Origin of the sequence: Pseudomonas sp. H26/SER47-MNA-CIBAN-0231, assembly GCF_040310465.1 — a bacterium.
Taxonomy (GTDB): domain Bacteria; phylum Pseudomonadota; class Gammaproteobacteria; order Pseudomonadales; family Pseudomonadaceae; genus Aquipseudomonas; species Aquipseudomonas atacamensis.
In genome coordinates, this window is sequence record NZ_JBEOPW010000008.1 from 229,947 (window position 1) to 256,770 (window position 26,824).

Below are 26,824 nucleotides of genomic sequence, written 5' to 3' on the forward strand. Positions count from 1 at the left end.
CCTTCGCGAGCAGGCTCGCTCCCACATGGGGTCTGTATTCACAAATCCACTGTGGGAGCGAGCTTGCTCGCGAAGAGGCCGGTATTAACGACAAAAAGCTCAAAGCCCTACCGCCCGCCCCCCAAATCAACAAACGTCCCGGTCGCATACGAAGCCTTGTCCGACAGCAGCCAGACAATCGCCTCCGCCACTTCATCCGGCCGCCCGCCCCGGGCCATGGGAATCGCCGATTCGAGCTTGCTGACCCGATCCGGGTCGCCGCTCAGCGCATGGAAGTCGGTGTAGATGTAACCCGGACGCACGGCATTGACGCGAATGCCCTCGCCCGCCACTTCTTTCGACAGACCGATAGTGAAGGTGTCGAGCGCGCCTTTGGATGCGGCGTAATCAACGTACTCGTTCGGCGAACCGAGGCGTGCCGCGACCGAGGAGACGTTGACGATGCTGCCGCCCTGCCCGCCGTGTTTGGGCGACATGCGCAGGATCGCGTGTTTGGCGCAGAGGATCGGCGCCAGCACGTTGGTTTTCATGATTTTGAGGATGCGGAATTCGGACATTTCATCGACTCGCGACTTCTGCCCGACGGTGCCCGCGTTGTTGACCAGCGCGGTGACCCGGCCCAGTTCGGTGTCGACGCGCTGAAACATCGCGATCACTTCGTCTTCGATGCTGACATCGGCGCGAACCGCGATGGCCTGTGCGCCCAAGGCTCGAACCTGTTCGAGTACGCTGTGTGCGGCCTGCTCATCCGACTGATAGTTGATGCAGATCCGGTAGCCCTGTTCGGCTGCCAGCAATGCCGTAGCCGCGCCGATTCCGCGCCCGCCACCGGTGATGACAATGACTTTATCCATGCTGGCCTTCCCCCACGTGCACACGTAACAGTCGGGGGAAGAATAACTGCGATTGGCGGGTTTTGCATGTGGCGCCTATTCGGGCGCCTTCGCGAGCAAGCTCGCTCCCACAGGGTCTCTCAGACCACCGCCAGCCGTTGCCCACGCACGATGTCCTGCATGAAGCGCTCCGCCGGCATCGGATGGCCGAGCAGATAGCCCTGCAGCGAGTCACAGCCCAGTTTGGTCAGGAAATCCTGTTGCGCGCCGGTCTCGACACCCTCGGCGACAATCCGCAGATCCAGGGCCTGCCCCAGCGCAACAATCGCCGAGACGATCGCCGCATCATCGCTGTCGTGCTCCAGATCACGGACGAAACCGCGGTCGATCTTCAATTCATTGGCCGGCAGGCGCTTGAGGTACATCAGGCTGGAATAACCGGTGCCGAAGTCGTCGATCGACAGGTCGACGCCCATGTCCGACAGCTCTTGCAGGACGGTCATGCTCGCGTCAGCGTCGCTCATCGCTGTGGTTTCAGTGATTTCCAGGGTCAGGCTGTTGGCCGGCAAATGGTGGGTCGCCAGCGCCTTGGCCACGCTTTGCACCAGCCCGGCATGGCAGAACTGCAAAGCCGAGAGGTTCACGGCAATGCGCCAGTCGGTGTAACCGAGCACGTACCATTCGCGCATCTGCCGGCAGGCTTCGTTGAGCACCCATTCACCCATCGGAATGATCAGCCCGGTTTTCTCCGCCAGATCGATGAACTTGTCCGGCATCAGCATGCCATGCAGCGGATGCTTCCAACGCAGCAGCGCTTCGGCACCGACGGGGCGACCGTTGGCGGCGTCGAATTTGGGCTGGTAATGCAGGCAGAACTGGTTGTGCTCAATGGCCGCGCGCAGGTCCTGCAACAGTTGCAGTTGTTTGCGCGCGTTGGTGTTCATCGACGCATCGAAGAAGCTGTAGCCGTTCTTGCCGCCACCCTTGGCGTGGTACATCGCGGCGTCGGCGTTCATCAGCAGTTCCTGGGCGTTGGCGCCGTTGCCCGGATACAGGGCAATGCCGACACTGGCGGAAATCTGCAGATCATGCTCGGCGACGCGGAACGTGCGACCGATCAGGCCGACCTGACGCGCGGCCAGGCTCAAGGCGTCATTGGGCTCGCTCAAGCGCACCAGCAAAACGAACTCATCGCCGCCGATTCGCGCCAGGGTGTCCTGGCTGCGCAAGTCTTCACGCAGACGCGCGCCGACCTCACGCAGCAATTGGTCGCCCATGTGATGGCCGAATGCGTCGTTGACCGGTTTGAAACCGTCGAGGTCGATGAACATCAAGGCGAAGCAGCCGCCCTGCTCTTCAACTTTTCTGATCGCCTGATTGATGCGGTCGTCGAGCAACATGCGATTGGGCAGACTGGTCAGCGGATCGTGCAAGGCCAGTTGGGTGAGTTCGCGGTTGGCTACGGTCAACGAGTGCGCCAGATCAGCGGTGCGCGCTTCGAGGCGGGCATCGAGAATCGAGGTCAAAAGGGCAATCGACAGCACCGCCAGCGTGGTGACCACGACCAGACTGTCGAGGCCATTGCCCTTCAAGCCATTGAGCGTCGCGCCGCAGAAACTGCCGTCAGGAAATTGCGCCGCCGCCATGCCGGTGTAGTGCATGCCGACAATCGCCACACCCATGATCACCGCCGCGCCGGCACGAATCAGCCGCACATAGGGCGAATGCTGGCGCAGGCGAAAGGCAATCCACAACGCCGCTGCCGAGGCGCCGACGGCAATCAGCAGGGAGGCGCTGAACAGGGTCGGGTCGTAATCGATGCCCGGGGTCATGCGCAGCGCGGCCATACCGGTGTAATGCATGGCGCTGATGCCCGCCCCCATGATCAACGCACCGAAGGCCAGTTGCGCCAGGGGCAGCTTCGGCTGGCTGACCAGCCACAAGGCGAAACCGCAGGACAGCACCGCGATCAGCAGCGACAGCGCAGTGAGGGCGAAGTCATAGCCCAGGTCGATCGGCAATTTGAAGGCGAGCATGCCGATGAAATGCATCGACCAGACGCCAACGCCCATCGCCAACGCCCCGCCCGCCGTCCAGAAATGCACGGCCCGGCCTTTCGCCGTGGCGATGCGCCCAGTCAGGTCGAGCGCCGTGTAGGAAGCCAGAATGGCCACGCACAGCGAGATGAAAACCAAAGTGAAGGAATAGCTGCCGATGAGCATGGACGTTCTCGTGACAAGCCGAAACCGTACTGCTTCCATTCTCGGTCGGGCAAATGCGGCGATTGTACTGATTGCGCGGAAGAACGCACTGACAAAGTAACCAAATTGCCATCAAGCCGATGAAACGCTTGTTCGATCGTCCTATAAGGCTCTGTGGCGGGCTTTAACCTAAGCAGAACTGGCTGATGACGATCGTTCCCACGCTCTGCGTGGGAATGCAGCCGGGGACGCTCCGCGTCCCTTTCAAAGCTGAACGCGGAGCGTCCGGTGAGGCATTCCCACGCAGAGCGTGGGAATGATCATCGGGTGTTGTCGCTGACATCCAGTTGGCCGTCCCAGCCGCCGCCCAGTGCGGCGATCAGTTGCACGCTGGCAATCAATCGACTCTGCAGAATATTAAGCACACTACGTTCGTTACTCAGCGCCGTGGCCTGCACCACTACCACATCGATATAGGCAATCAGTCCGGCCTTGTACTGGTTTTCCGTCAGGCGCAGGGAATCGCGAGCGGCATCCAGCGCTTCCTGGCGTACCGCCGCTTCGTCCTCATACACCTTGAGCTGGACCAGGTAGTTTTCCACTTCGCGGAAACCGTCGAGCACAGTCTGGCGGTAGCGCGCGACGGTTTCGTCATAGGCTGCCTCGCTGCGGTCAACCTCGGCCGAACGAATGCCACCATCGAAAAGAGGTAACGACAGCTGCGGGCCGACCGACCAGAAGCGGTTCGGCAGGCTGATCAGGTTTTTCGAGGTACTGCTGCTGTAGCCGCCGCTCAGGCTCAGGGTCAGATCTGGGTAATACGCGGCTTTCGCCACGCCGATATTGGCATTGGCGGCAATCACCGAGCGTTCGGCCGAAGCGATGTCAGGACGGCGTTCCAGCAGTTGTGAAGGCAAGCTCAGCGGTACCTGCGGCAGATTCGGGATGCTCTGGCTTTCGGCAATGCTGAAGTTGGCCGGTGCTTCGCCGGTCAGTACGGCAATAGCGTTTTCGAACTGTGCGCGCTGCCAGATCAGGTCGACGAGATCGGCCTGGGTGCTTTTCAACTGGGTTTGCGCCTGCGCCACCGCATCGCGCCCGGAAACCCCGGCGCGGTACTGGTTCTGGGTCATTTTCAGCGAACGCTCATAAGCGGCAACGGTGGCCTCAAGCAAACGCTTCTGCTGATCGATCACGCGCAGTTGCAGGTAGTTCTGCACCAGTTCCGATTGCTGACTCAGACGCATCGCTGCCAGATCGGCAAAACTCGCCTGGGCGTTGGCCTCATCCGCCTCCAGCCCACGGCGCAGCTTGCCCCAGACATCGGCTTCCCAGCTGACGCCCAGTTGCGCGGTGTAGGTATCACGAATACCGCTTGAGGAACTGCTCAGGCTCGAACTGCTGCTGCCGGTGCCCTGACTGGAGCGGTTCTTGCCCAGACTCAGGTCGACGCTGGGGTAAAACGCCCCACGCGCGCTGCGCACCAAAGCCTGCGCCTGCCGAAACTGCGCTTCGGACTGGGCGACGGTCTGGTTGGAGCTGTTGAGTTTTTCGATCAAGGCGTTGAGCTGTTGGTCGCCGTACAACTCCCACCAGGCGCCACGGGCCAGCGAGTCGCTGGGATTGGCCTGACGCCAGCCTTCGGCTTCCTTGAACTGAGCGATTTCGGCGGTTTGCGGGCGCTGGTAGTCCGGGCCGACCGCGCAAGCGCTGAGCAGCGCCACGCACAGTGACAGGCTCAACAGGCGCGAGCCGCGGACGGTGGCCAATTGGAGAAGCGAACGGTCAGTCATAGCGGAGTTTCCAGAGCGGCGTCAGTGCGCACGCCGCGCCATTTGTTGAAGCGATGGCGCAGCTTGTCGAGATAGAGGTAAACCACCGGAGTGGTGTAGAGGGTCAGGACCTGGCTGAACACCAGACCGCCAATGATGGTCAGGCCCAGCGGCTGGCGCATTTCCGCACCCTCGGCACGGCCGAGCAGCAAGGGCAAGGCGCCGAGGATCGCCGCCAGCGTGGTCATCAGGATCGGCCGCAAGCGTTGCAGACAGGCGCTGCGGATCGACTCCAGCGGCGACAGGCCCTCATGCCGCTCCAATTGCAGCGCAAGGTCGATCATCAGGATGGCGTTTTTCTTCACCACGCCGATCAGCAGGAATATCCCCAGCAGGGAAATCAGGCTGAACTCGCCCCCCAACGCATAGATCGACAGCAACGCGCCAACCCCGGCCGAGGGCAATGTCGAAAGAATGGTCAGCGGGTGGATGTAGCTTTCATACAGCACGCCGAGCACCAGATACACCGCCAGCAATGCACCGAGGATCATAAATGGCTGGCTCTTCTGTGTGGCCGCGAAAGCATCAGCGGTGCCGGCCATTTTCGCAATCACATCCTCCGGCAGGCCGACCTTGGCGATCGCCCGTTCAATGGCGGCACTGCCCTGCTCCACGGTCACGCCTTCGGCCATGTCAAAGGAAATGCTTTCGGACGCGAACTGGCCTTCATGACTGACCCGGTCGTTTTCCAGGCTGTTTTCGTAATGGGCGAACGTCGACAGCGGCACCCGCGCACCGTCAGCGGTAATCACCTCGACCTGCTTGAGCGTCACCGGATCCTGGGCGTATTTCGGATTGACCTCCATCACCACCTGGTACTGGTTGAGGCTGTCGTAGATCGTCGAAATCTGCCGCTGGCTATAGGCGTTGTTAAGCACGGCGGTGACCATGTTCATGTCGACCCCCAGGCGTTTCGCCTGATCACGATCGACAATCAGCGTCACCTGCTGCGCCCCGGCACCTTCGCGGGCGTCGATGGCGGTCAGCTCGGGCAAGGCACGCAACGCGGTGACCACTTTCGGGAACCACTTGCGCAGCTCGGCGAGGTCGCCGCTTTGCAGGATGTAGGTGTACTGCGAACTGGTCTGCTCGCGGCCGCCACCAAACTGCAGATCCTGGTCGGCCATCAGCATCAACTGCGCCCCGGGCACCTTGGGCATTTCCTTGCGCAGACGTTCGATGACTTTCTGCGCCGACAGCTGGCGTTCCTTGATCGGCTTCAGGCGCACGATCATGAAGGCGTTGTTGGTGCCGTTGTTGCCGCCGATGAACCCGGCCACGCTTTCCACCGCTTCATCCTTGAGCACGGCGCGGCGGAAGGTTTCCATTTTCGGCTGCATGACGTTGAACGACAGACCATCGTCGCCTCGCACGAAACCAATCAACTGGCCGGTGTCCTGCTGCGGCAGGAAGGTTTTCGGCACCACCACATAAAGCGCGATGTTGACACCAACGGTGAGCAGCAGACTGAACAAGGTCAGACGCCGATGACGCAATACCCAGTCGAGGCTGGTGGCGTATTTGCCGACCATCCAGTCGTTGGTCTTGTGGCTCCAGCGTTGCAAGCGGTTTTCCTGGCCTGGGGTGTGCGGCTTGAGCCAGCGCGCGCAGAGCATCGGTGTCAGCGTCAGGGACACCACCAGCGACACCACGATTGCCGCCGCCAGGGTAATGGAAAATTCGCGAAACAAGCTCTCGACCAGCCCGCCCATGAACAGGATCGACAGGAACACCGCCACCAGCGAGACGTTCATCGACAGCAGGGTAAAGCCGACTTCCTTGGCCCCGAGGTACGCCGCCTGCATCGGCTTGACGCCTTCGTCGATGTGCCGGGAAATGTTTTCCAGCACCACGATGGCGTCGTCCACCACTAGACCCGTGGCGAGAATCAGCGCCATCAGCGACAGGTTGTTCAGCGAGAACCCGTACAGGTACATCACCGCAAAGGTACCGACCAGCGACACCGGCACCGCCAGGGTCGGGATCAGCGAGGCGCGGAAGTTACCCAGAAACAGGTACACCACCAGCACCACCAGGGCGACGGCGATCAGCAAGGTCATCTCGGCTTCATGCAGCGTGGCCTTGATCACTGGCGAGCGATCCATGGCCAGATTGAGTTTGACGCTGGCCGGCAGCACCGCTTGCAGCGCGGGCAACTGCGCCTTGATCTCGTTGACCGTCTCGATGATGTTGGCGCCGGCCTGACGGTTGATCACCAGCAATACCGCCGCGTCGTCGTTGAAGAAACCGCTGTTGTAACGGTCTTCGACGCCATCGCTGACTTTCGCCACATCCTTGAGACGCAATGCGGCGCCGTCGGCGTAGTGAATGATCAGCGACTCGTAATCCTTGGCTTTCTCCAACTGGTCGTTGGCCTGGATCTGCCACAGGCGCTCGCCGTCCTCGACCGAGCCCTTGGGCCGGCGCACGTTAGCGTCGGCGATGGTCTTGCGCACATCGTCGAGGGCCACGCCGTACTGGTTCAGCGCCTGCGGTTCGAGCTCGATGCGCACCGCCGGCAGCGAACTGCCACCGATCTGCACTTCACCGACGCCCTGCACCTGCGACAGGCTTTGCGAGAGGATGGTCGAGGCCAAGTCGTAGAGCTGGCCTTTTTCCAGCACGTCCGAGGTCAGCGACAGCACCATGATCGGCGCCTGCGACGGGTTGACCTTTTTATAGGTCGGCATGCTACGCATCCCGCTTGGCAGCAGATTGCGCGAAGCATTGATCGCCGCCTGCACTTCCCGCGCCGCGCCGTTGATGTCGCGGTCGAGGTCAAATTGCAGAATCACCCGCGTCGAACCCTGACTGGAGCGGCTGCTCATGGTATTGACGCCGGCAATCGCACCGAACGAACGCTCCAGCGGCGTCGCCACCGTTGAAGCCATCACCTCGGGACTGGCGCCCGGCAGACTGGCCTGAACCACGATCACCGGGAAGTCCATCTGCGGCAATGGCGATACTGGTAGCAGACCGAAACTGACCCCACCGAGCAACATGATTGCCAGCGAGAGCAGCATGGTTGCCACGGGGCGTTTGATGAAGGGACCTGAAAGATTCATGCGCTCCAGCCCCTACCGCCGAACCCTGTGGGAGCGAGCTTGCTCGCGAATGCGGTATTACATTCAACATTGAAAGTGACTGACCCACCGCTTTCGCGAGCAAGCTCGCTCCCACAAGGGATATGTGCTGATTGCGGGGTCATACCGCGACCTCGTCACCTTCGGCTTTGGCTTTGCCAAAGCGCCTTCCGAGGCGGTCGAAGTACAGGTAAATCACCGGCGTGGTGAACAGCGTCAACACCTGGCTCACCAGCAAACCGCCGACCATCACCAGACCCAACGGCTGACGCAATTCAGCACCAGACCCCGTGGCCAGCATCAGCGGCACTGCGCCGAACAACGCCGCCAGCGTGGTCATCAGAATCGGCCTGAAGCGCAGCAGCGCCGCTTGATAGATCGCCTCTGCCGGGGCCATGCCCTGGGTGCGTTCAGCGTCGAGGGCGAAGTCGATCATCATGATCGCGTTCTTCTTGACGATACCGATCAACAGAATGATGCCGATGATCGCGATCATGCCCAGGTCGTTGCCGCTGAGCAGCAACGCCAGCAAGGCACCGACTGCGGCGGACGGCAAGGTCGAAAGAATGGTGATCGGGTGGATGTAGCTCTCGTAGAGCACGCCGAGGACGATGTACATGGTCACCACCGCCGCCAGAATCAGCAGCAAGGTGCTCGACAGCGAAGCCTGGAACGCCTGCGCCGCGCCCTGGAACTGAGTCTGCACGCCGACCGGCATGCCGATGTCCTGCTGCACCTGCTCGATGATGTCCACGGCATGCCCCAACGCCACGCCCGGCGCGAGGTTGAACGACATCATCACCGCCGGGAACTGGCCGATGTGAGTGATCGCCAATTGCGCCTGACGCTCTTCAACATGCGCCAGACTCGACAGGCGTACCTGCGCGCCGTCGGTGGTCTTGACGTGAATCTGATCCAGCGCCTGCGGGCCGATCTTCTCCCCGGCCTGGGCTTGCAGCACCACGCGATACTGGCTGGCCTGAGTATAAATGGTCGAAATCTGCCGCTGGCCGAACGCGTCGTACAGCGCATCGGTGATATTCGCCACCGACACTCCCAAGCGCGATGCGGCGTCACGGTCAATCACCAGATAGACCTGCAAGCCTTTGTCCTGCAGATCACTGGCCACGTCGGTCAACTCCGGACGCTGCGCCAGGGCTTCGACCAGACGGCCACTCCACTGGCTGAGCAATTCCGAGTCCGGCGAGGACATGCTGAACTGGTACTGGGTGCGGCTGACCCGATCCTCGATGGTCAGGTCCTGCACCGGCTGCATGAACAAACGAATGCCGACCAGTTTGTCCAGTTGCGGTTGCAGGCGAGCGATCACTTCGCTGGCCGTCAGATCGCGCTCGCCGTGGGGCTTGAGGTTGATCAGCAAGCGGCCGCTGTTGAGCGTGGCGTTGTCGCCGTCGACGCCAATGTAGGACGACAGGCTCTGCACCGCCGGATCTTCAAGAATGATCTTCGCCAGTTGCTGCTGCCGCTCGCCCATCGCCGCGAAGGAGATCGACTGCGGCGCTTCGGAAATGCCCTGAATCACGCCGGTGTCCTGCACCGGAAAGAAACCCTTCGGCACGATGACGTAAAGGAATACGGTCAACGCCAGTGTGCCGATGGCGACCAGCAAGGTCAGCGGCTGATGCTTGAGCACCCAGCGCAGCATCCGCCCGTATTCCTTGATCATCCAGTCGATGAACGCACCGCTGGCGCGGTAGAAACGGCCTTGCTCGTGCTCCTGCGGTTCACGCTTGAGCAGGCGCGCGCACATCATCGGCGTCAGGGTCAGCGACACCACCAGGGAAATCAGGATCGCCACCGCCAGGGTGATGGCGAATTCGCGGAACAGGCGCCCTACCACGTCGGCCATGAACAGCAGCGGAATCAGGACGGCGATCAGCGACAGGGTCAGGGAAATCAGGGTGAAGCCGATCTGTTTCGCGCCCTTGAGCGCGGCCTGCATCGGGCTGTCACCCTCTTCGATGAAGCGCGAAATGTTCTCGAGCATGACGATGGCGTCGTCGACGACGAAACCGGTGGCAATGGTCAGCGCCATCAGCGTCAGGTTGTTCACCGAGAACCCGGCGAGGTACATCACGCCAAAGGTGCCGATCAGCGACAGCGGCACGGCCACCGAGGGAATGATCGTCGCACTGGCGCGACGCAGAAACAGGAACGTGACCATGACCACCAGTGCGATGGCGATCAGCAATTCGTGTTGCACGTCGGTGACCGAGGCACGGATGGTCTGGGTGCGATCCGTCAGCACCGTGACGTCGAGGCCGGCCGGCAGGTTGTCGGTGATACTTGGCAGCAAGGCCTTGATACGGTCGACCACTTCGATAACGTTGGCGCCTGGCTGACGCTGGATATTCAGCAGCACCGCCTGATTCTGGTTGGCCCACGCGGCCAGACGCTCGTTCTCGGCGCCATCGACGATTTCCGCGACGTCCTTGAGCCGCAACGGCGCGCCGTTCTTGTAGGTCAGGATCAGATTCGCGTAGTCCTCGGGCGAGGTCAGTTGGTCGTTGGCATCGAGCATCGACACCCGGGTCGGGCCATCGAAGTTGCCTTTCGGCTGGTTGACGTTGGAGGCGCCGATCAGCGTGCGCACGTCCGACAGGTTGAGGCTGTTGGCCGCCAGCGCTTCGGGGTTGACCTTGATCCTCACGGCCTGACGCTGGCCACCAGCGATGCTGACCATGCCGACGCCGCTGATCTGGGCGATCTTCTGCGCCATGCGCGTATCGACCAAGTCATTGAGCTTGGGCAGCAGCATGGTTTTCGAAGTGATGGCCAGGGTCAGCACCGGGGTGTCCGCCGGGTTGACCTTGTTGTACACCGGCGGCGCCGGCAGGTCGGTGGGCAGCAGGTTGGTCGCCGCATTGATCGCGGCCTGAACCTGCTGTTCGGCGACGTCCATGTTGATGTCGAGGCTGAAACGCAGGGTCAGCACCGAAGCGCCGCCGGAGCTGGTCGAAGCCATTTGCGTCAGGCCCGGCATCTGCCCGAACTGGCGTTCAAGCGGCGCGGTGACGGCGCTGGTCATTACGTCCGGACTGGCGCCGGGGTACAGGGTCATGACGCGGATGGTCGGGTAATCGACCTGCGGCAAGGCCGAAACCGGCAGCAGGCGATAAGCGATCAGGCCGGCCAGGACAATGGCCAGCATGCTCAGGGTGGTGGCTACCGGACGGAGGATGAACAGCCGCGAAATGTTCATGCGCCCTTCTTGGCCTTGTCAGCGATGGTCGCATCGGGATTGGCGGCAGATTTGCCTTGCAGGTGTTCGGTCGGCGAGGTCGGCACTTCGCTGCTGTCATTGACAACTTCGACTTCGCTGCCCTCCTTCAGGCGATCGGTGCCTTCGAGCACCACGCGATCACCCGCGGCGAGGCCTTCGGTGACCACGGTGTTGTCACCGTCGCTGGCACCGATTTTCAGTTGGCGAATGGTGACTTTCTTGTCGCCGTCCAGCGCATAGACAAAGGTGCCATTGGTGCCGAACTGGATCGCAGCCGACGGCGCCAGCACTACACCTTTGAGCGTGTCTGCCAGCAAATGGACGTTGACGAACTGGTTGGGAAACAGGGACTGGTCGCGATTGTCGTAGCGAGCCTTGAATTTCAAAGTGCCGGTAGCGACGTCGATCTGGTTGTCGAGGCTTTGCAGCACGCCAGTGGCTTGCAGCTTGGTGTCGCCGCGATCCCACGCTTCGGCAGGCAACTTGGCGCCGCTGCGGTAACGGGCGAGCACGGTGTCGAGGCTGTTCTCCGGCAAGGTGAAGGCCACGCTGATCGGTTGTGTCTGGGTGATCACCGCGAGGAACGTCGTGTCATTAGCGGCGACGAGGTTGCCGACGTCGACCTGACGCAGACCGACGCGACCGGCAATCGGCGCGCGGATCTTGGTGAATTCGAGATTGAGCTTGGCATCGTTGACCGCTGCCTGATTGGTCTTGACCGTGCCCAAGTATTGGCCGACCAGCGCTTCGGCGGTGTCGAGGGTCTGTTTGGCGATGCTGTCTTCTTTATACAGCCCACGATAACGCTCAACGTCGACCTGGGCGTTTTTCAGTTGCGCCTGATTCTGCAGCAGCGTGCCTTCGGCCTGGAGCAAAGCATTCTGGTAAGGACGCGGATCGATCTCGGCCAACAGGTCGCCCGCCTTGACCATCTGCCCTTCTTCGAAATGAATCTTCACCAGTTCGCCGCCCACCCGGCTGCGCACGTTGATGGTATTGAGCGCGGTGACCGTGCCCAGTGCCTTGTAATACAGCGGGAAGTCGCCCTTCACCGCCGGCGCCACACGCACCGGAATCGGCCCGGTACCGCCGCCGAAGCCCGGCCGCATCATTCCCGAGCGCCCGGTGTGCCCAGCGGCCGCTTTGTCGCCGCCCGCCTTGTCAGCAGAGCCGGCGGGCCAGAATTTCCAGCACAGGACAGCGATGACCAACAGGACCAGCAGGCTGATCAGCCAGCGACGGGATTTGCGGGGGGACGATTGCATGGAGTTATTGACCATTGGGCGCGTGGGCTTCTATTACGGGAGGCTGAACGATAAGCACTGAGTGGATTTAAGCAAAGCAGCTTTACCGGCAATTTACCTTCCACTTACGTTTCAAGGTGTGAGGCAAAACCCTGATACACAAATGAAAACGGCCTGGACAGGGCCAGGCCGTTAACAATTGTAAAAGCCTTACTTGAGAACGGACAGTGCCGCTTCGTAGTTAGGCTCCTCAGCGATTTCCTTGACCAGTTCGCTGTGCAGGACGGTGTCGTTTTCGTCCAGCACCACAACGGCGCGAGCGGTCAGGCCTTTCAGCGGGCCGTCAGCGATGGCCACGCCATAGTTTTCGATGAACTCGCTGCCGCGCAGGGTCGACAGGTTCTGTACGTTTTCCAGACCTTCGGCGCCGCAGAAGCGCGCCTGGGCGAACGGCAGGTCAGCGGAGATGCACAGCACCACGGTGTTGCTGATGTCGTTGGCCTGGGCGTTGAACTTGCGCACGGAGGTGGCGCAGGTCGGGGTGTCGACGCTTGGGAAAATGTTCAGGACTTTGCGCTTGCCGGCGAAGTCTTTCAGGGTGACGTCGGACAGATTGCCGGCTACCAGGGAAAAGGCTGGCGCCTTGGAACCGGCTTGTGGCAACTGGCCGTTGACTTGAACCGGATTGCCTTTGAGGGTGACTTGAGCCATGACTTGAGTCCTTCTGTTTTTTGATTGGAAAGCATGCAAGAGGCGGAAGTTAACCACGAAATCGGCTGACGACCTATGCCCCGTAGGAAATTGTTGGGCGCTCCAGGCGAGATTGTATACAACACCCTGTGCGAGCGAGCCTGGTCGCGAAATCAGGTATCGATATCAGAAACGTGTGTCAACTGGACTACCGCTTTCGCGAGCAGGCTCGCTCCCACAGAAGTTTGCAGTGCCGCCCCAACCACCTTCGATTCAGCCCGGCTCCGACCATTAGAGGTGTGATGTGTGCACCCCGCCGCCCGCACCAACGAATTAATTTTTTCGACTGGCTAACCCCCGATTAGCTGCTAGTTTCAGAAGGACGTGTCCTACAGGCTTGATAAGCAAAGGGATAACGCAGTAGCGGCGCGACAGTGCTCAGTTGTCCGGAAAAACACCATGGAATCGGGAATGATCTGCAGTCGACCCGGGAATAGAGGATTTCTGCCGGGGCCGGGTGGCGCGGCGTTCGCCATGCTCAAGCCACGGAGCGGGCGTCTCCTCCTCTTGCTGTGCCTGGGCGTCAGTCCATCGCTGTTCGCCGCAGAAGGTGGCGTCGGCCGGCCGATCACGGGCCAGCAAGTGTTCGCCAATGCCGGCATCGTGCCGCCGGAGCCGGGTTGGGTAATGTCGTTGACCAGCATCTGGTACGACGGCTCGCTCAAGGGCAGCGACGGCGCACCGATTTCCGGCGCGATCAGTGGCGGGATCGACATGAAAGTCTCCTACACCATGGCCAACTTCACCCATGTCTGGAACACCGGCAAGGGCCGCTGGAATTTCGCTTCGGCAATGGGCCTGCCGGTGCAATACACCGACATCAGGGCGAGCATCACCGGCCCGCGCGGGCGCACTTTGGGTGACAGCGATTCCGGCACGCAGTTTGCCGATGCGCTGATCACCCCGCTCGCCGCCGGTTATCACTTCGACGAACTCAATCATCTCTCGCTGTCGCTACCGATCTACGTGCCGACCGGCGCCTATAACAAGGATCGCCTGGCCAATCCCGGACAGAACAATTACACGTTCATGCCGACCGTGGCCTTTACCCACCTCGACGGCAAGGGCGGCGGGTTCACTTTGTCCAGCGGGCTGGAGTTCTACACCGAGAACGACGCTACCGATTATCGCAACGGCAACATCTTCACCCTCGACGCCCTCTGGACTCACGGCTTGGGCAATGGCTGGAACGCCGGACTTGCCGCTGGCTACGTGCAGCAACTGACTGACGACAAAGGCCAGACCGCCGATGTCTTCAACGGCTATCGCGGCCGTTCGGTCGGCGCCGGCCCGGTAATTGGCTGGGCCGGAAAATTCGCCGATGCCCAGGCCAATATCAGCGCGCGCTGGGTGCCGGAGTTCGACACCAAGAACCGCCCCGAAGGCAATGGCTTCAGCGTCAATCTGACCCTGGCGTTTTTCTAGACCCGGACACAAAGGACTGCCCATGACAGCGCTCACCGACCTCAACGCCCTGCAAGCCAGCATCGCCGAAGCGGTGCTCGGCCAGGATCAAGTCATCCGGCAGATTCTGCTCGGGCTGTTGGCCAATGGTCATTTGCTCCTGGAGAGCCTGCCCGGGCTGGCCAAGACACGCACGGTCAAGGCACTGGCCAAACACCTTGATGCCAAGATGAGCCGCATCCAGTTCACCCCCGACCTGTTGCCCTCGGACATCACTGGCGCCGAGGTGCTGCACCAGGTCGAGGGCAAAAACGAGATCCGATTCCAGCCCGGCCCGCTGTTCGGCAATCTGATCCTCGCCGACGAAATCAACCGCGCCCCGGCCAAGGTCCAGGCGGCGCTGCTCGAAGCCATGGAGGAACGCCAGATCACCGTCGCCGGCAACAGCCATGCGCTACCGGAGCTGTTCATCGTGGTGGCGACGCAGAACCCGATCGAGCAGGAAGGCACCTACCCACTGCCGGAAGCGCAGATGGACCGTTTTCTGATGAAGGTGCTGCTCGATTACCCCAGCGCCGAAAACGAAAGCCAGATGCTGCGCCTGCTGCGCAACGAAGAGTTTGCCCAAGGTGCGAGCACCACGCCGGTGAAGAATTTCACTTTGCCGCAGGAGGTGATTTTTGCTGCGCGCAAGGAAGTCAGCGCGGTGCACGTTTCACCGGCCATCGACACGTACCTGATCGACCTGATCAACGCTACCCGCCACCCCGCCGACTACGACGAAGACCTCGCACGCTGGATCGCCATTGGTGCCAGTCCCCGTGGCGGCATTGGCCTGGACCGCTGCGCCCGAGCCGATGCGTGGCTGCAGGGGCAGGATTTCGTTTCGCCGGACAACGTCCGCGCGGTGGTCCATCCGGTGTTGCGCCATCGTTTGCAGCTGAGTTACGACGCCGTAGCCGATGGCGTCAGCGCCGATCAGGTGCTCGACCGGATTCTCGACAAAGTGGCGATTCCCGCATGAAGGACGAAGGTCTGGTCTACGTCTCTCTCGCGCAATTGATGGCGCTGGAGTTCAAGGCCCGTGACCTGAGTTTTCTTGCGCGGCAGCCGCAGGGCAGCATACTCGCCGGCAACCACGCCTCGCGGCTGCGCGGTCGCGGGCTGAATTTCGACGAGTTGCGCCGCTATCAACCGGGCGATGACCTGCGCCACCTCGACTGGCGCGCTTCGTTGCGTACCGGCAAACCGGTGGTGCGCACTTTCACCGAAGAACGCGACCGCCCGGCCCTGATCGTGGTCGACCAGCGCATGTCGATGTTCTTCGGCTCGCAGCGCAGCTTCAAATCGGCAGTCGCCGCCGAACTCGCCGCGCTGGCGGCGTGGATGGTTTTTCACGCCGGGGATCGGGTCGGCGGTCTGGTCTTCAACGACCAGCGTATCGACAGCATCGCGCCGTTGCGCAGTCGCAAGCGTGTCGAAGCGCTGCTCAGCCGCGTAGTGCAGCAAAACCGCGCGCTGAACGCCGGTAATCCCGACGCCGAAGATGAAGACCAATTGGACAAGGCCTTGCAGCGTTGCCTCGGTGTGGCCGGGCACGACCACTTGATCTGCATCGTCAGCGACTTTGCCGGCGCCGGTGAACGCACCTTGCAATTGATGCGGCAGCTGTCGGCGCACAACGATGTGATTGCCTTGCAGGTCTATGATCCGCTGGCGCTGAAACTGCCGAACAACGGTCGCCTCCTGGTCACCCAGGGCGAGTTGCAGGTCGAACTGGCGATCGAGAAACGTAACGTGCATCAGCCGCTGGGGGATTTTCTCAGCGGGCGGCTCAAGGACGTCGCCACCCTGCTGCGCCGCAGTCAGGTGCCGCTGATGATGATCAGCACCGCCGAGGACGCCCATGGGCAACTGCGCGCCGAACTGGGCAAAAGCGCCGGGGGCGCGCGATGAACCCGAATATCCCCAGCATCGATCAGCTCAAGGAGCTGGCCCTGCCCGCGCCCGTCAGTTATGCGCCGCAAACCTGGGGCTGGTGGCTGTTGCTGGCGGTGCTGATATTCGCCGCGCTGTTGCTCGGCCTGCGCAGATACTGGCAATGGCGCCGCGACCGCTATCGCCGTGAAGCCCTTGCCCGACTGGCACAGTTGCGCAGCCGCAGTGACGACCTCAACGCCCTGCGCGAATTGCCTGAACTGCTCAAACGCACGGCCCTCTCCATGCCCACTCGATCGCGGCGCTGGAATGCATTCCCTGTGGGAGCGAGCCTGCTCGCGAAGACGTCAGCGCATGCAATACCTCGATCCACTGACACGGCGCTTTCGCCAGCAGGCTCGCTCCCACAAGGGCCGGCGGCGCTTGGCAGAGATGACTGGCAGGAATTTCTACAACGGCATTGCAAAAACAGAATGCCCGCCGACTTCAGCACTCAACTCGCCCAACTCGCCTACGCGCCGGACCCCGTATTGCGCGCCCTCCCCGCAGCGCAACGGCAAATGCTCTTCGACAGCTGCCAATACTGGGTGGAGCATCACCATGTGGCAGCTTGATTACCCCTGGTTGTTACTCCTGCTGCCGCTGCCCTGGCTGGCTTACCGTTTTTTGCCCGCCTACAACGAAGCCCGCAGTGCCGTGCGCGTACCGTTTTTCGGCGCGATGAGCCGCGCGGTCGGCGAAGCGCCAGGCACCGAGGGCAGTCGGCGCAATCGCTGGCAACTGCTGCTCAATGTGCTGGTGTGGGCGCTGATCCTGCTGGCCGTGTCGCGCCCGGTGTACGTCGAAAAGCCGATCGAACGCCAGCAACCGGTGCGCGACCTGATGCTCGCCATCGACCTTTCGCAGTCGATGGAAACCGAGGATTTCACTAACGCCCAAGGCGAAAAAATCAATCGCCTGGCGGCGGTCAAAGGCGTGGTGCAAGGCTTCATCGACAAACGCAAGGACGACCGCATCGGCCTGATCGTATTTGGCAGCGGTGCCTACCCACAGGCCCCGCTGACCCTCGATCACGCCAGCCTGTCGTTGTTGCTGGCCGATACCGGGATCGGCATGGCCGGCCCCAACACAGCGATCGGCGATGCGATCGGGCTCAGCCTGAAATTGCTCGACAAGGCCCATGAGCAGGAAAAAGTCCTGATTCTGCTGACCGATGGCAACGACACCAGCAGCGCGATCACCCCGGATCACGCCGCCAAAATGGCGGCCAACAAAGGCGTGGTCATTCATACCATCGGCATCGGCGACCCCGACGCTTCCGGCGAAGCGAAGGTCAATCTGCAAGGCCTCGAACAGATCGCCAATACCACCGGCGGCCGCTTCTTCCGCGCCGAAGACCGCGCGGCGCTGGATCAGGTCTACACCACCCTCGACCAGCTCACTCCGCATCAGGTAAAAACACTCAGCCATCAGCCGCAACGGGAATTGTTCTACTGGCCGCTGGGCGCAGCATTGCTGCTGTTGGCGCTGTATCAGCTCGGCGCCCTTTTACGCCCGAACCTGACGGTTGCGCGGCAGCGGCAGGAGGCCTGAAATGGAGATCAACCTCAGCGATTTCCACTTTCTGCGCCCGCTGTGGCTGTTGCTTGCGCTGTTCGGCGCAATGCTGCCACTGATCTGGCGTCGCAGCCGCGACCTGCAAAAACGCCTGCGCGGCAATATCGCCGAACACTTGCTGCCGCACTTGTTGATCACCCCGCAGGATCACCAGCGCTGGCGCCCGGTGCACCTGCTCTGTGCGCTGCTGATCCTCGGCGCAATCGCCGCGGCCGGGCCGACGTGGGAACAGGATCGCCCGGACTTTCTCGAGAACCGCGCACCACTGATCGTTGCCGTCGACCTTTCGCCGTCGATGGACGCCAACGATGTGCAGCCGACGCGGCTGGAGGCGGTCAAGCACAAGCTGCATGAGCTGCTTCAACGTCGCGCTGCTGCGCGGACCGCACTGATCGCCTATGCCGGCAGCGCGCATCTGGTGTTGCCACCGACCGACGATCCGGCGCTGCTCGACAGTTTCATCCAGGCCCTGGGCACGGGCTTGATCGACAAACCCGGCAAAAACGTCGCCGCCGTGATCGATCAAGCGAAACGCTTGCTCAGCGCCGAGAACACCCCGGGCAGTCTGCTGCTGATGACTGATGGGGCCGATACCACGCAACTCGATGATCTGCAAAAACACCTCGACGGCAGTGCCTTGCAGGTTCTGGTTCTGGCGGTGGGCAGCGAAGACGCGGGCGTCATCACTACCGCCAGCGGCCAGCCGAAAATCGACAGCAGCGGACGACCGGTGCTCGGCAGTTTCGATCAGGCGGCCCTCAAGCGATTGGCCTCGGCCGTCGACGCGCCGCTCGGCAGCCTGACCCTCAATAACGATGACCTGGAGTGGATCGAGTTGCACGCCCGCCAACACTTCCAGAGCGCCAGCGCCGAACAGCGCGAATTGCACTGGAAGGACGCCGGATACTGGCTCTGCTGGCCGTTGCTGTTACTGGCGCTGTTCAGCGTACGCAAAGGCTGGAGCGTCAACTGGATGCCGGCGCTGTTTTTGGCCGTAGGGTTGGGCTGGCCTGCGGCGCCGGCGCAGGCCAACGCCCTCACCGATGCGTTTTTCACCCGCGACCAACAAGGCCGCTGGGCGTTTGAGCATGATCGTTTGCCCGAAGCCGCGGCGCTGTTCGTCGACCCGTACTGGAAAGGCGTCGCGGCCTATCACGCTGCCGATTACGACTTGGCTATGGCGACCTTTGCCCGCCTGGACACGCCGCAGGCGTATTTCTACCTGGGCAATATTTACGTGCGCCGCTTCAAGTTCGATCAGGCGATTGCCGCCTACAGCGAGGCGTTGAAACTGCAGCCGCAATTTCCCGAAGCGAGCGCCAATCTGGCCTTGGCTCAGGCACTGCTCAAGGACACCGAAAGCGCAGAGAAAAACGCTCCGCAAACCAAACCCGATGAAGTCAAATTCGACAAGGCACCCGGTAAAGGTCAGAGCAAAAAAGTCGAGACCCAGCAGGCGGCGTCCGACGCGCTGTGGCTGGAGAACCTGACCACCTCGCCGGCGAAGTTTCTAAGGCAGAAATTCAGCTTGCAGGATCAGCAGGGAGATCGGCCATGAACCTCCGGCACCTGAGCGCCGCCATCGCTGGCAAGCCAGCTCCCACAGGGAATTTCTGTGTAGTTGCAAACTTTTTGAAGATTGCTGTGATTTTTGGGAGCTGGCTTGCCAGCGATGGCGGCAGAACAATCAGCGCGAAACTCAGCGCACTGCTGCTGACCAGCCTGCTGTCTCTGAATGTTTTTGCCGCCCCAGCGCAACTGAAAGTCCAGGCTCACCTCAACCCCAGCGAAGGCGCGATGGTCGGCGGTCTGGTCGAACTGCAACTCGACGTGCTCACCGATACCTGGTTCACCAGCGCCGCCGCCCTGCCCGATCTGCAACTCGACGGTGCGCTGGTGATGCCGCCGAACGGCCAGGCGCAGCATCTGAACCAGACCATCGATGGCCAATCGTTCAATGGCTTGCGCTATAGCTATCTGATCACGCCCAACGTCGCGCGCAGTTTCGATATCCCGGCGCTGACCGTACGCGCCAGACTGGGCCAGGCCACTGAAGAAATCAGCGCACAAAGCCAGCCGCTGAGTTTCAGCGCCGCCCAGCCGCCCGGCTTCGCGCCCGGGGAGACGCCTCTGGTCGCCAGTGGGTTGCGCTTGAAACAGATCGTTACCAATTCGGCCACGCCACTGAAAGTCGGCGACAGCATCACCCGTGAGCTCACCCTGCAAGCCGATGGCGCGCTGGCGATGGCCCTGCCGATTCCGACTTTCAGTGATGTCGCCGGCTTGAGCCGCTACGCGAAGACGCCACAAGTCAAAGCGCTGGATGACGGTCGCGGCAATATTCTCGGCGGCCAACGTATCGACAGCGCCAGCTATCGCATCGACAGCGCCGGCACTTTCACGCTGCCAGCCATCCGCGTGAAATGGTGGGATTCCGCTGCGAAGCAGATCCGCAGCGCTGAGGTGCCGGCCGTGAGCTTCGAGGCCGCAGCCAACAACGCCTATAAACCGGTGTTTTCGCTCGCCGAAGACCTCAGGCAACTGCAACAGAATCACTTGCACTTCTCCAGCCGCTGGCTGCTCTGGCTGGCGCTGGCGGTCGGCCTCGCCGTCGGTGTGTACTTGCTGCGGCCCGTCGCCGTTCGCGCCCATCAACGCTGGCTCGCACATAAACGGGCGAAGCAATTGGCCTGGCAGCATTCGCCCGCTTTCGCCTGGCAACAGATCGCCCCGCAACTGCAAGCCAGGCCGGCGCAACTGACCGCGCTGTACTTGTGGCTACGGCGCAGTCGTCTGGGCTTGAAACTCACGGGCGCCGGGCCACGTTTGCAGGGTTTGTTACGCGGGCTTTACGGCCGTCAGTCTGCCGTCGAGCAAACACTTGTTCAGATTCGCCAATCGTTGGCTACGCTTCAAAGTCAGGTCGCCCGCCAACAGGCGAAACCCGCACCGGCCCTGCGCCCGCTCAACCCTGTGCATGAGAAGGATTTCACATGATCAACCCGTTGCTGCGTCGCCAACGTTTCGGTCTCGCCCTGCTGTTGACACTGGTTCTGCCCCTGCTGGCACAGGCGAATGAACCGCTGCCGTCATGGAACGACGGCCCGGCCAAAAAGAGCATTATCGAGTTCGTCCAGGCCGTGACCGACCAGAGCAGCAAGGACTTCGTCAAACCGGCCGATCGCATCGCCGTGTTCGACAATGACGGCACCTTGTGGAGCGAACAACCGGCGTACTTCGAATTGCTGTTTGCCTTCGACGAGGTCAAGCGCACGGCCGCACAACACCCGGAATGGAAAACCACCCAGCCGTTCAAGGCGGTGCTGGAAAATGATCACAAGGCCCTCGCCGCGTCGGGGATGGAAGGCTTGCTGAAGATCGTCGGCGCCACTCACGGCGGCATGACCACCGAAGCGTTCGATGACTACGCGAAAACCTGGCTCAGCCAGGCACGCCACCCGAAAACCGGCAAGCCCTACACGGAAATGATCTTCCAGCCGATGCTGGAAATGCTCGACTACCTGCGCAGCCAGAACTTCAAGACCTACATCGTTTCCGGTGGCGACACCGGCTTCATGCGCGCCTTCGCCGAGAAGGTCTACGGCATCCCTCCGGAACAGGTGATCGGTACCACGTTCGTCACTTCGTACCAGTTCAAGGACGGTAAAGCGTCGATCGTGCGCACGCCGAAAGTTGCGCACAACGACGACGGGCCGGGCAAACCGGTCAGCATCGATGCGGTCATCGGTCGGCGGCCGATCCTCGCCTTTGGCAACTCCGACGGCGACCTGCAGATGCTGCAGTGGACCGCCGCCGGGCCGGGCAAGCGCCTGATGGGGCTGGTGCACCACACCGATGCCAAGCGCGAGTGGGCTTATGACCGGCAATCGAATATCGGCCGACTCGACAAGGCCCTCGACGAAGCGAATTCCCGTGGCTGGACGGTGGTGGACATGGCGTCGGAATGGCGCCGGATCTATCCGTTCGATCCGCCGGCAACCGAGCAGGTGCAATAAGAAAGCGTGATGCAGGAGAGCAATAAACGTTTGTCGCAAAAAACGACCCCCGCGCAAAGGAGCAAGTCAGATGACTCGCATACGCAAGTGGCTACCGAAACTCGCCCTGGTGGCAACCTCGGTGATGGCGCTGTCGGCAACCGCCACAGCGGCTGAAAAACCCAACATTCTCGTGATCTTCGGCGACGACATCGGCCAGACCAACATCAGTGCCTATTCCATGGGCGTGGTCGGATACAAGACGCCGAATATCGACCGTATCGCCAAAGAAGGCATGATCTTCACCGATTACTATGCCGAAAACAGTTGCACGGCCGGGCGCTCGTCGTTCATTACCGGGCAGACACCTTTGCGGACAGGCTTGTCCAAGGTTGGCATGCCGGGGGTCCCGGTGGGCTTGCAGGCACGCGATGTGACCATTGCCCAAGCGCTGAAAGCCCAGGGCTATGCCACGGGCCAATTCGGCAAGAACCACTTGGGCGACAAAGACGAATACCTGCCGACCAACCATGGTTTCGACGAGTTTTTCGGCAACCTGTATCACCTCAACGCCGAAGAGGAACCGGAGCGTCCCTACTGGCCCAAGGATGATGCCGAGTTCGTCAAGGCCGCCTCGCCTCGTGGCGTGATCCACAGTTTTGCCGACGGCAAGATTGAAGACACCGGCGCGCTGACCAAGAAACGCATGGAGACCATCGACGACGAAACCACTGCCGCAGCGCAAGCGTTCATCGAGAAACAGGCCAAGGCGGACAAACCGTTCTTCGTCTGGATGAACACCACACGCATGCATGCCTTCACTCACGTGCGCGAATCCATGCAAGGCCAAAGCGGCATGGTCGGCAACGAATATGCCGATGGCATGCTCGAGCATGACGGCGACGTCGGCAAGCTGCTCAAGACACTGGATGACTTGAAGCTGACCGAGAACACCATCGTCGTCTACACCACCGACAACGGCCCGAACCAATGGTCGTGGCCCGACGCTGCAACGACGCCGTTCCGCAACGAGAAAAACTCGAACTGGGAAGGCGCCTATCGGGTCCCGGCGATGATCCGCTGGCCGGGCAAAGTCAAGGCCGGCGAAGTCTCCACGCAAATGTTCTCCGGTCTGGACTGGTTCCCGACTCTGCTGGCCGCCGTGGGCGATACCGACATCAAGGACCGCTTGCTCAAGGGCGCCGACATCGGCGGCAAGAACTTCAAAGTGCACCTGGACGGCTATAACCAGCTGGACTACCTGACGGGTAAAACCGACAAGAGCGCGCGCAAGGAGTTCTACTACTTCAACGATGACGGTGCGTTGGTCAGCATGCGTTTCAACGATTGGAAACTGGTGTTCTGTGAGCAACGCGCGCCCGGCGGACTGCAGGTGTGGAGCGAACCGTTCACCTGCCTGCGTGTGCCGAAAATGTTCAACCTGCGCATGGACCCGTACGAACGCGCCGATGTCGTGTCTGACCAGTACTATGACTGGCTGACGAAAAACGACTATCTGATTTTCGACGGTACCCGCCGCGCGGCGAAGTTCCTGCAGACCTTCGTTGACTATCCACCTAGCCAGCGTCCGGCGAGCTTCAGCATCGACCAGATCCGCGAGGACGTGGACCGCCGTATCGAAGAAAAAATGAAGAAAGCCCAGTAATAGCGCTGTACCGCCGCTCGCCTTCATCGGCGGGCGGCCCTGTTTTCAACAAGCGACCGGGTCGGTTTCGTTCGCGAGCAGGCTCGCTCCCAAAAGGTTTTCTGCGATCGTTCCCACGCTCTGCGTGGTAACGCAGCCCGGGACGCTCTGCGTCCAATGCCGAAGCGGACGCGGAGCGTCCAGTGAGGCATTCCCACGCAGAGCGTGGGAACGATCAACATCAGCCAATCCATAACAAGGCTCACCGCATGTCCTCACGTATCGCCAGCAAGCCGTCGGCCATACCCGTTCCGCAAGCCGCGTCCACCACCTCAATGATCCCTGCCCTGCTGCTATGCATCTCCGGCGCGGCAGCGTTGGTTTATCAGGTGTTGTGGATCAAACAGCTGTCACTGGTGGTCGGTGTCGAGGTTTACGCGATCACCACCGGCATCAGCGCATTTTTCGCCGGGCTCGCGCTTGGTGGCTGGTTGTTCGGGCGCTGGGCCGATCGCTTGCAACAGCCGGTTCTACTCTATGCCGGGCTGGAAGTGCTAGTGGCGATTCTCGGTGTTGGCGCGACAGTGGCCATGAGTCTGGCGGCCAGTCCTTTCGCCTGGTTGCAAGTTCATGTCGGCGTCCTGGCGTGGCTGTTGCCGTTTGCGCTGGTAGGCATTCCGGCGGTGTTGATGGGCGGGACGCTGCCGGTGCTGGTGCGCTCACTGGCGGCTGAGCCGGGCAAGGCCGGCGGTCAGTTGTATGCGGCGAATACGCTGGGCGCGATCATTGGCACTTTGCTCGCCGCGTTCGTACTGATCGCCAGCCTCGGGGTGCGCGGCAGTGCGCTGTTCGCCGCGATGCTCAACCTGCTCGCCGCGGCCGGTGCGCTGTGGTTGCAGCGCCAGCAGCCAGTGGCGCTGGCCACGCCGGTCAGACACGGCAACGCCAAAGCAGCCGACCGCACAGCGCTGTGGCTCTACGCAGTCGCCGGGGGCGTGGCGTTGGGTTATGAGGTGGTCTGGTCGCAATCGATCGTGCAGTTCATGAGCACGCGCACCTATGCGTTCGCCGTGGTGCTGGCGACTTACCTGACCGGGCTGTTTATCGGCAGCGCCCTGCTCGCCCGTCGCGTCGAGCGCATTCGCGACCCATGGGGCGTATTCGGCTTGTTGATTGGCGGTGCAGGTCTGATTGCGCTGCTGGAGATCGCCGTGCTGGGTCGTTGGCTGGTGCTCGCGCAGAGCCATGCGGAAACCTGGCTGCTGAGTCTGGGCGTCAGCGAGCTGGCCGGCATGAGCGCGCGCTTTGCCGTGGCGGCGCTGAGCATCGTGTTTGTGCCGACCCTGCTGCTCGGCGCGGCGTTTCCTCTGGCGTTGCGCCTGAGTGTCGGCAGCGAGCGTGTGGGCCGCGATGTCGGCGCCGTTGTCGCGTTCAACACCCTGGGCGGGATCATCGGTGTGATGCTTTGCGGCTTCGTATTGATTCCTTTGTTGGGACTTGTGCGCACCCTCGGTCTACTGGCGCTCGTCGCAGCGACAATCGGTTATCTGGCGGTGCGCAAGGGCCATGGCGTGGCGAAAGGTCGGCGCCAGGCCGTGGTCGCATTGGGTCTGGTTTGCGTAGCGGTCGCGGTACTGACCCCAGCCGACAAACTGGCCAGCCTGTTGCCCGGCGCACGCAATGGCACGCTGGCCTTCTACGAGGAAGGACGCGGCGGCACGGTCGCGGTGGTCACTCAGGGACGTGGCGAAAACAGCTTCCACCGTTTGTACATCCAGGGCGTGTCGAACACCGGCGATGCCATGCCGTCGCTGCGTTACATGCGCATTCAGGCGCTGCTGCCGCTGCTGATCCACAACGGTGAACCGCGCTCGACGCTGGTGATCGGCTTCGGCACCGGCATCACCGCAGGCGCCATGCTGCGCTATCCGGGGCTGGAACATCGCGTGGTTGCCGAGTTGCTGCCATCGGTGGTGAAAGCAGCGCCCTTGTTCAAGGGCAACTTCAATGCCGCCAGCGATCCCGGCATCGACGTTCGCCTGCGCGACGGTCGCCAGGAACTGCTGCGCAGTGCACAGACCTACGACGTGATCACCCTGGAACCGCCACCGCCCTCCGCTGCCGGCGTGGTCAATCTGTATTCGCGGGACTTCTACCAGCTGGCCGCCAGTCGCTTGCAGGACCAGGGCATCGTCGCCCAGTGGCTGCCGCTGCCGACGCAGAATATCGACGACTCGCGCTCACTGGTGCGCAGCTTCCTCGATGTCTTCCCGCATGCCTCGCTGTGGACCAGCGAGTTCCACGAAATGCTGCTGGTTGGCTCAATGAAACCGATGCAACTGGACGCCGCGAAAATCGCCGCGCGCTTCCAGCAGGACAGCGTACGCAACACCCTGCAGGACGTCGGCATCGGCTCGGCGGCGGCGCTGCTGGCCACCTGGGTCACCGATCGCGCCGGCCTGGAGCGCTTCGCCGCCGACGCGCCGGCAGTGACCGATGATCAGCCGCGCATCGAATACGCGCCGTGGGTACGCAGCAAGGAAATCACCCGCGTGCTACCGGCGCTGCTGGACTTGTATCAGCCACCGACACTGGTCAATGCCGATGCCGGGTTCAGTGAACGCATGGAAACGCATCGGCAGCGGTTGATGCAGTTTTATCGGGCAAGCCTGCACGCCTACGACGGCGATCGGGACGCCTGGGGGCGGGATATTCGGGAAGTGATGCAAGGGGATCGGGCGAACCCATATTTTCGCTGGTTTGTCGGGCAGTAAGGCGGGGGCTGACAGGGTGCCTTCGCGAGCAGGCTCGCTCCCACAGAAAAGCAGAGCAGCGCAGCTGCCCGCGGCGAAGCCGCCCCACTCAGCAATGAGCGTTAGCTCGAGTGCTTTTGATCTTGATTCACCGGCGACGTCGGAAGGCTGAGTGGAGGGATTGATCCGGGGGTGGGAGCGCAGCGACCGTCTGGCGCAGCCAGACACAGCGGAAGGAGGTGCAGCGAAGCAAACCGTAGCCGCTGCGCCCGGATCAGTCCCGGA

General features: G+C 61.8%; 17 protein-coding genes. 10 read left to right on the top strand and 7 right to left on the bottom strand.

The window, feature by feature from the left end; translation table 11 throughout:
• Nucleotides 1–107 precede the first annotated feature (107 nt).
• From AAEZ10_RS15215 to tpx, 7 genes are all read right to left on the bottom strand, one after another.
• A complete protein-coding gene (locus AAEZ10_RS15215; RefSeq protein ID WP_071172352.1) occupies nucleotides 108–854 on the bottom strand; it encodes an SDR family oxidoreductase in 747 nt (248 codons plus the stop codon).
• A gap of 119 nt (nucleotides 855–973) precedes the next feature.
• Nucleotides 974–3,055, bottom strand: a complete 2,082-nt coding sequence (locus AAEZ10_RS15220; protein WP_016774626.1) for a putative bifunctional diguanylate cyclase/phosphodiesterase — start codon at nucleotides 3,053–3,055, stop codon at nucleotides 974–976.
• Nucleotides 3,056–3,354: 299 nt separating this feature from the next.
• The gene (locus AAEZ10_RS15225; RefSeq protein WP_130929874.1) at nucleotides 3,355–4,827 is read right to left on the bottom strand and encodes an efflux transporter outer membrane subunit; all 1,473 of its coding nucleotides are present in this window, start codon (nucleotides 4,825–4,827) and stop codon (nucleotides 3,355–3,357) included.
• Nucleotides 4,824–7,931 carry an efflux RND transporter permease subunit gene (locus AAEZ10_RS15230; RefSeq protein ID WP_041480999.1) on the bottom strand — a complete coding sequence of 1,036 codons (3,108 nt, stop codon included), beginning with the start codon at nucleotides 7,929–7,931 and terminating at the stop codon, nucleotides 4,824–4,826. The genes AAEZ10_RS15225 and AAEZ10_RS15230 overlap by 4 nt, the downstream gene beginning before the upstream one ends.
• Before the next feature lie 139 nt (nucleotides 7,932–8,070).
• Nucleotides 8,071–11,172, bottom strand: coding sequence for an MdtB/MuxB family multidrug efflux RND transporter permease subunit (locus AAEZ10_RS15235; protein WP_122507275.1), 3,102 nt, complete (start codon nucleotides 11,170–11,172; stop codon nucleotides 8,071–8,073).
• Nucleotides 11,169–12,473, bottom strand: coding sequence for an MdtA/MuxA family multidrug efflux RND transporter periplasmic adaptor subunit (locus tag AAEZ10_RS15240; protein WP_339099938.1), 1,305 nt, complete (start codon nucleotides 12,471–12,473; stop codon nucleotides 11,169–11,171). Before AAEZ10_RS15240 ends, AAEZ10_RS15235 begins: the two co-directional genes overlap by 4 nt.
• Nucleotides 12,474–12,647: 174 nt before the next feature.
• On the bottom strand, nucleotides 12,648–13,148 hold the full coding sequence (gene tpx, locus AAEZ10_RS15245) for a thiol peroxidase (RefSeq protein ID WP_016774621.1): 501 nt from the start codon (nucleotides 13,146–13,148) through the stop codon (nucleotides 12,648–12,650).
• A gap of 513 nt (nucleotides 13,149–13,661) precedes the next feature.
• Between tpx and AAEZ10_RS15250 the strand changes: the two genes are divergently transcribed.
• The 10 genes from AAEZ10_RS15250 to AAEZ10_RS15295 all read left to right on the top strand — a co-directional run bounded on the left by AAEZ10_RS15250 (nucleotide 13,662) and on the right by AAEZ10_RS15295 (nucleotide 26,560).
• Nucleotides 13,662–14,612: a SphA family protein gene (locus tag AAEZ10_RS15250; RefSeq protein WP_350569879.1), complete on the top strand. Its 951-nt coding sequence runs from the start codon at nucleotides 13,662–13,664 to the stop codon at nucleotides 14,610–14,612.
• Between the two features lie 22 nt (nucleotides 14,613–14,634).
• Nucleotides 14,635–15,615 carry an AAA family ATPase gene (locus AAEZ10_RS15255; protein WP_350569881.1) on the top strand — a complete coding sequence of 327 codons (981 nt, stop codon included), beginning with the start codon at nucleotides 14,635–14,637 and terminating at the stop codon, nucleotides 15,613–15,615.
• Nucleotides 15,612–16,547 (top strand): DUF58 domain-containing protein, encoded by a 936-nt coding sequence (locus AAEZ10_RS15260; RefSeq protein ID WP_110645211.1) that lies wholly within the window; start codon nucleotides 15,612–15,614, stop codon nucleotides 16,545–16,547. The genes AAEZ10_RS15255 and AAEZ10_RS15260 overlap by 4 nt, the downstream gene beginning before the upstream one ends.
• A complete protein-coding gene (locus AAEZ10_RS15265) occupies nucleotides 16,544–17,143 on the top strand; it encodes a DUF4381 domain-containing protein (RefSeq protein ID WP_110645210.1) in 600 nt (199 codons plus the stop codon). The genes AAEZ10_RS15260 and AAEZ10_RS15265 overlap by 4 nt, the downstream gene beginning before the upstream one ends.
• Nucleotides 17,130–18,122: a vWA domain-containing protein gene (locus tag AAEZ10_RS15270; protein ID WP_243243064.1), complete on the top strand. Its 993-nt coding sequence runs from the start codon at nucleotides 17,130–17,132 to the stop codon at nucleotides 18,120–18,122. The genes AAEZ10_RS15265 and AAEZ10_RS15270 overlap by 14 nt, the downstream gene beginning before the upstream one ends.
• A 1-nt stretch (nucleotide 18,123) precedes the next feature.
• Nucleotides 18,124–19,704 carry a VWA domain-containing protein gene (locus AAEZ10_RS15275; RefSeq protein WP_282386590.1) on the top strand — a complete coding sequence of 527 codons (1,581 nt, stop codon included), beginning with the start codon at nucleotides 18,124–18,126 and terminating at the stop codon, nucleotides 19,702–19,704.
• On the top strand, nucleotides 19,701–21,143 hold the full coding sequence (locus AAEZ10_RS15280) for a hypothetical protein (RefSeq protein WP_282390405.1): 1,443 nt from the start codon (nucleotides 19,701–19,703) through the stop codon (nucleotides 21,141–21,143). Before AAEZ10_RS15275 ends, AAEZ10_RS15280 begins: the two co-directional genes overlap by 4 nt.
• Nucleotides 21,140–22,162 carry an HAD family hydrolase gene (locus AAEZ10_RS15285; RefSeq protein ID WP_282386811.1) on the top strand — a complete coding sequence of 341 codons (1,023 nt, stop codon included), beginning with the start codon at nucleotides 21,140–21,142 and terminating at the stop codon, nucleotides 22,160–22,162. The genes AAEZ10_RS15280 and AAEZ10_RS15285 overlap by 4 nt, the downstream gene beginning before the upstream one ends.
• 70 nt (nucleotides 22,163–22,232) lie before the next feature.
• Entirely contained in the window at nucleotides 22,233–23,807 is a 1,575-nt protein-coding gene (locus AAEZ10_RS15290; RefSeq protein ID WP_024012862.1) for an arylsulfatase, read from the top strand.
• A gap of 248 nt (nucleotides 23,808–24,055) precedes the next feature.
• Nucleotides 24,056–26,560, top strand: coding sequence for a fused MFS/spermidine synthase (locus tag AAEZ10_RS15295; protein WP_350569885.1), 2,505 nt, complete (start codon nucleotides 24,056–24,058; stop codon nucleotides 26,558–26,560).
• The last annotated feature ends 264 nt before the right edge of the window (nucleotides 26,561–26,824 follow it).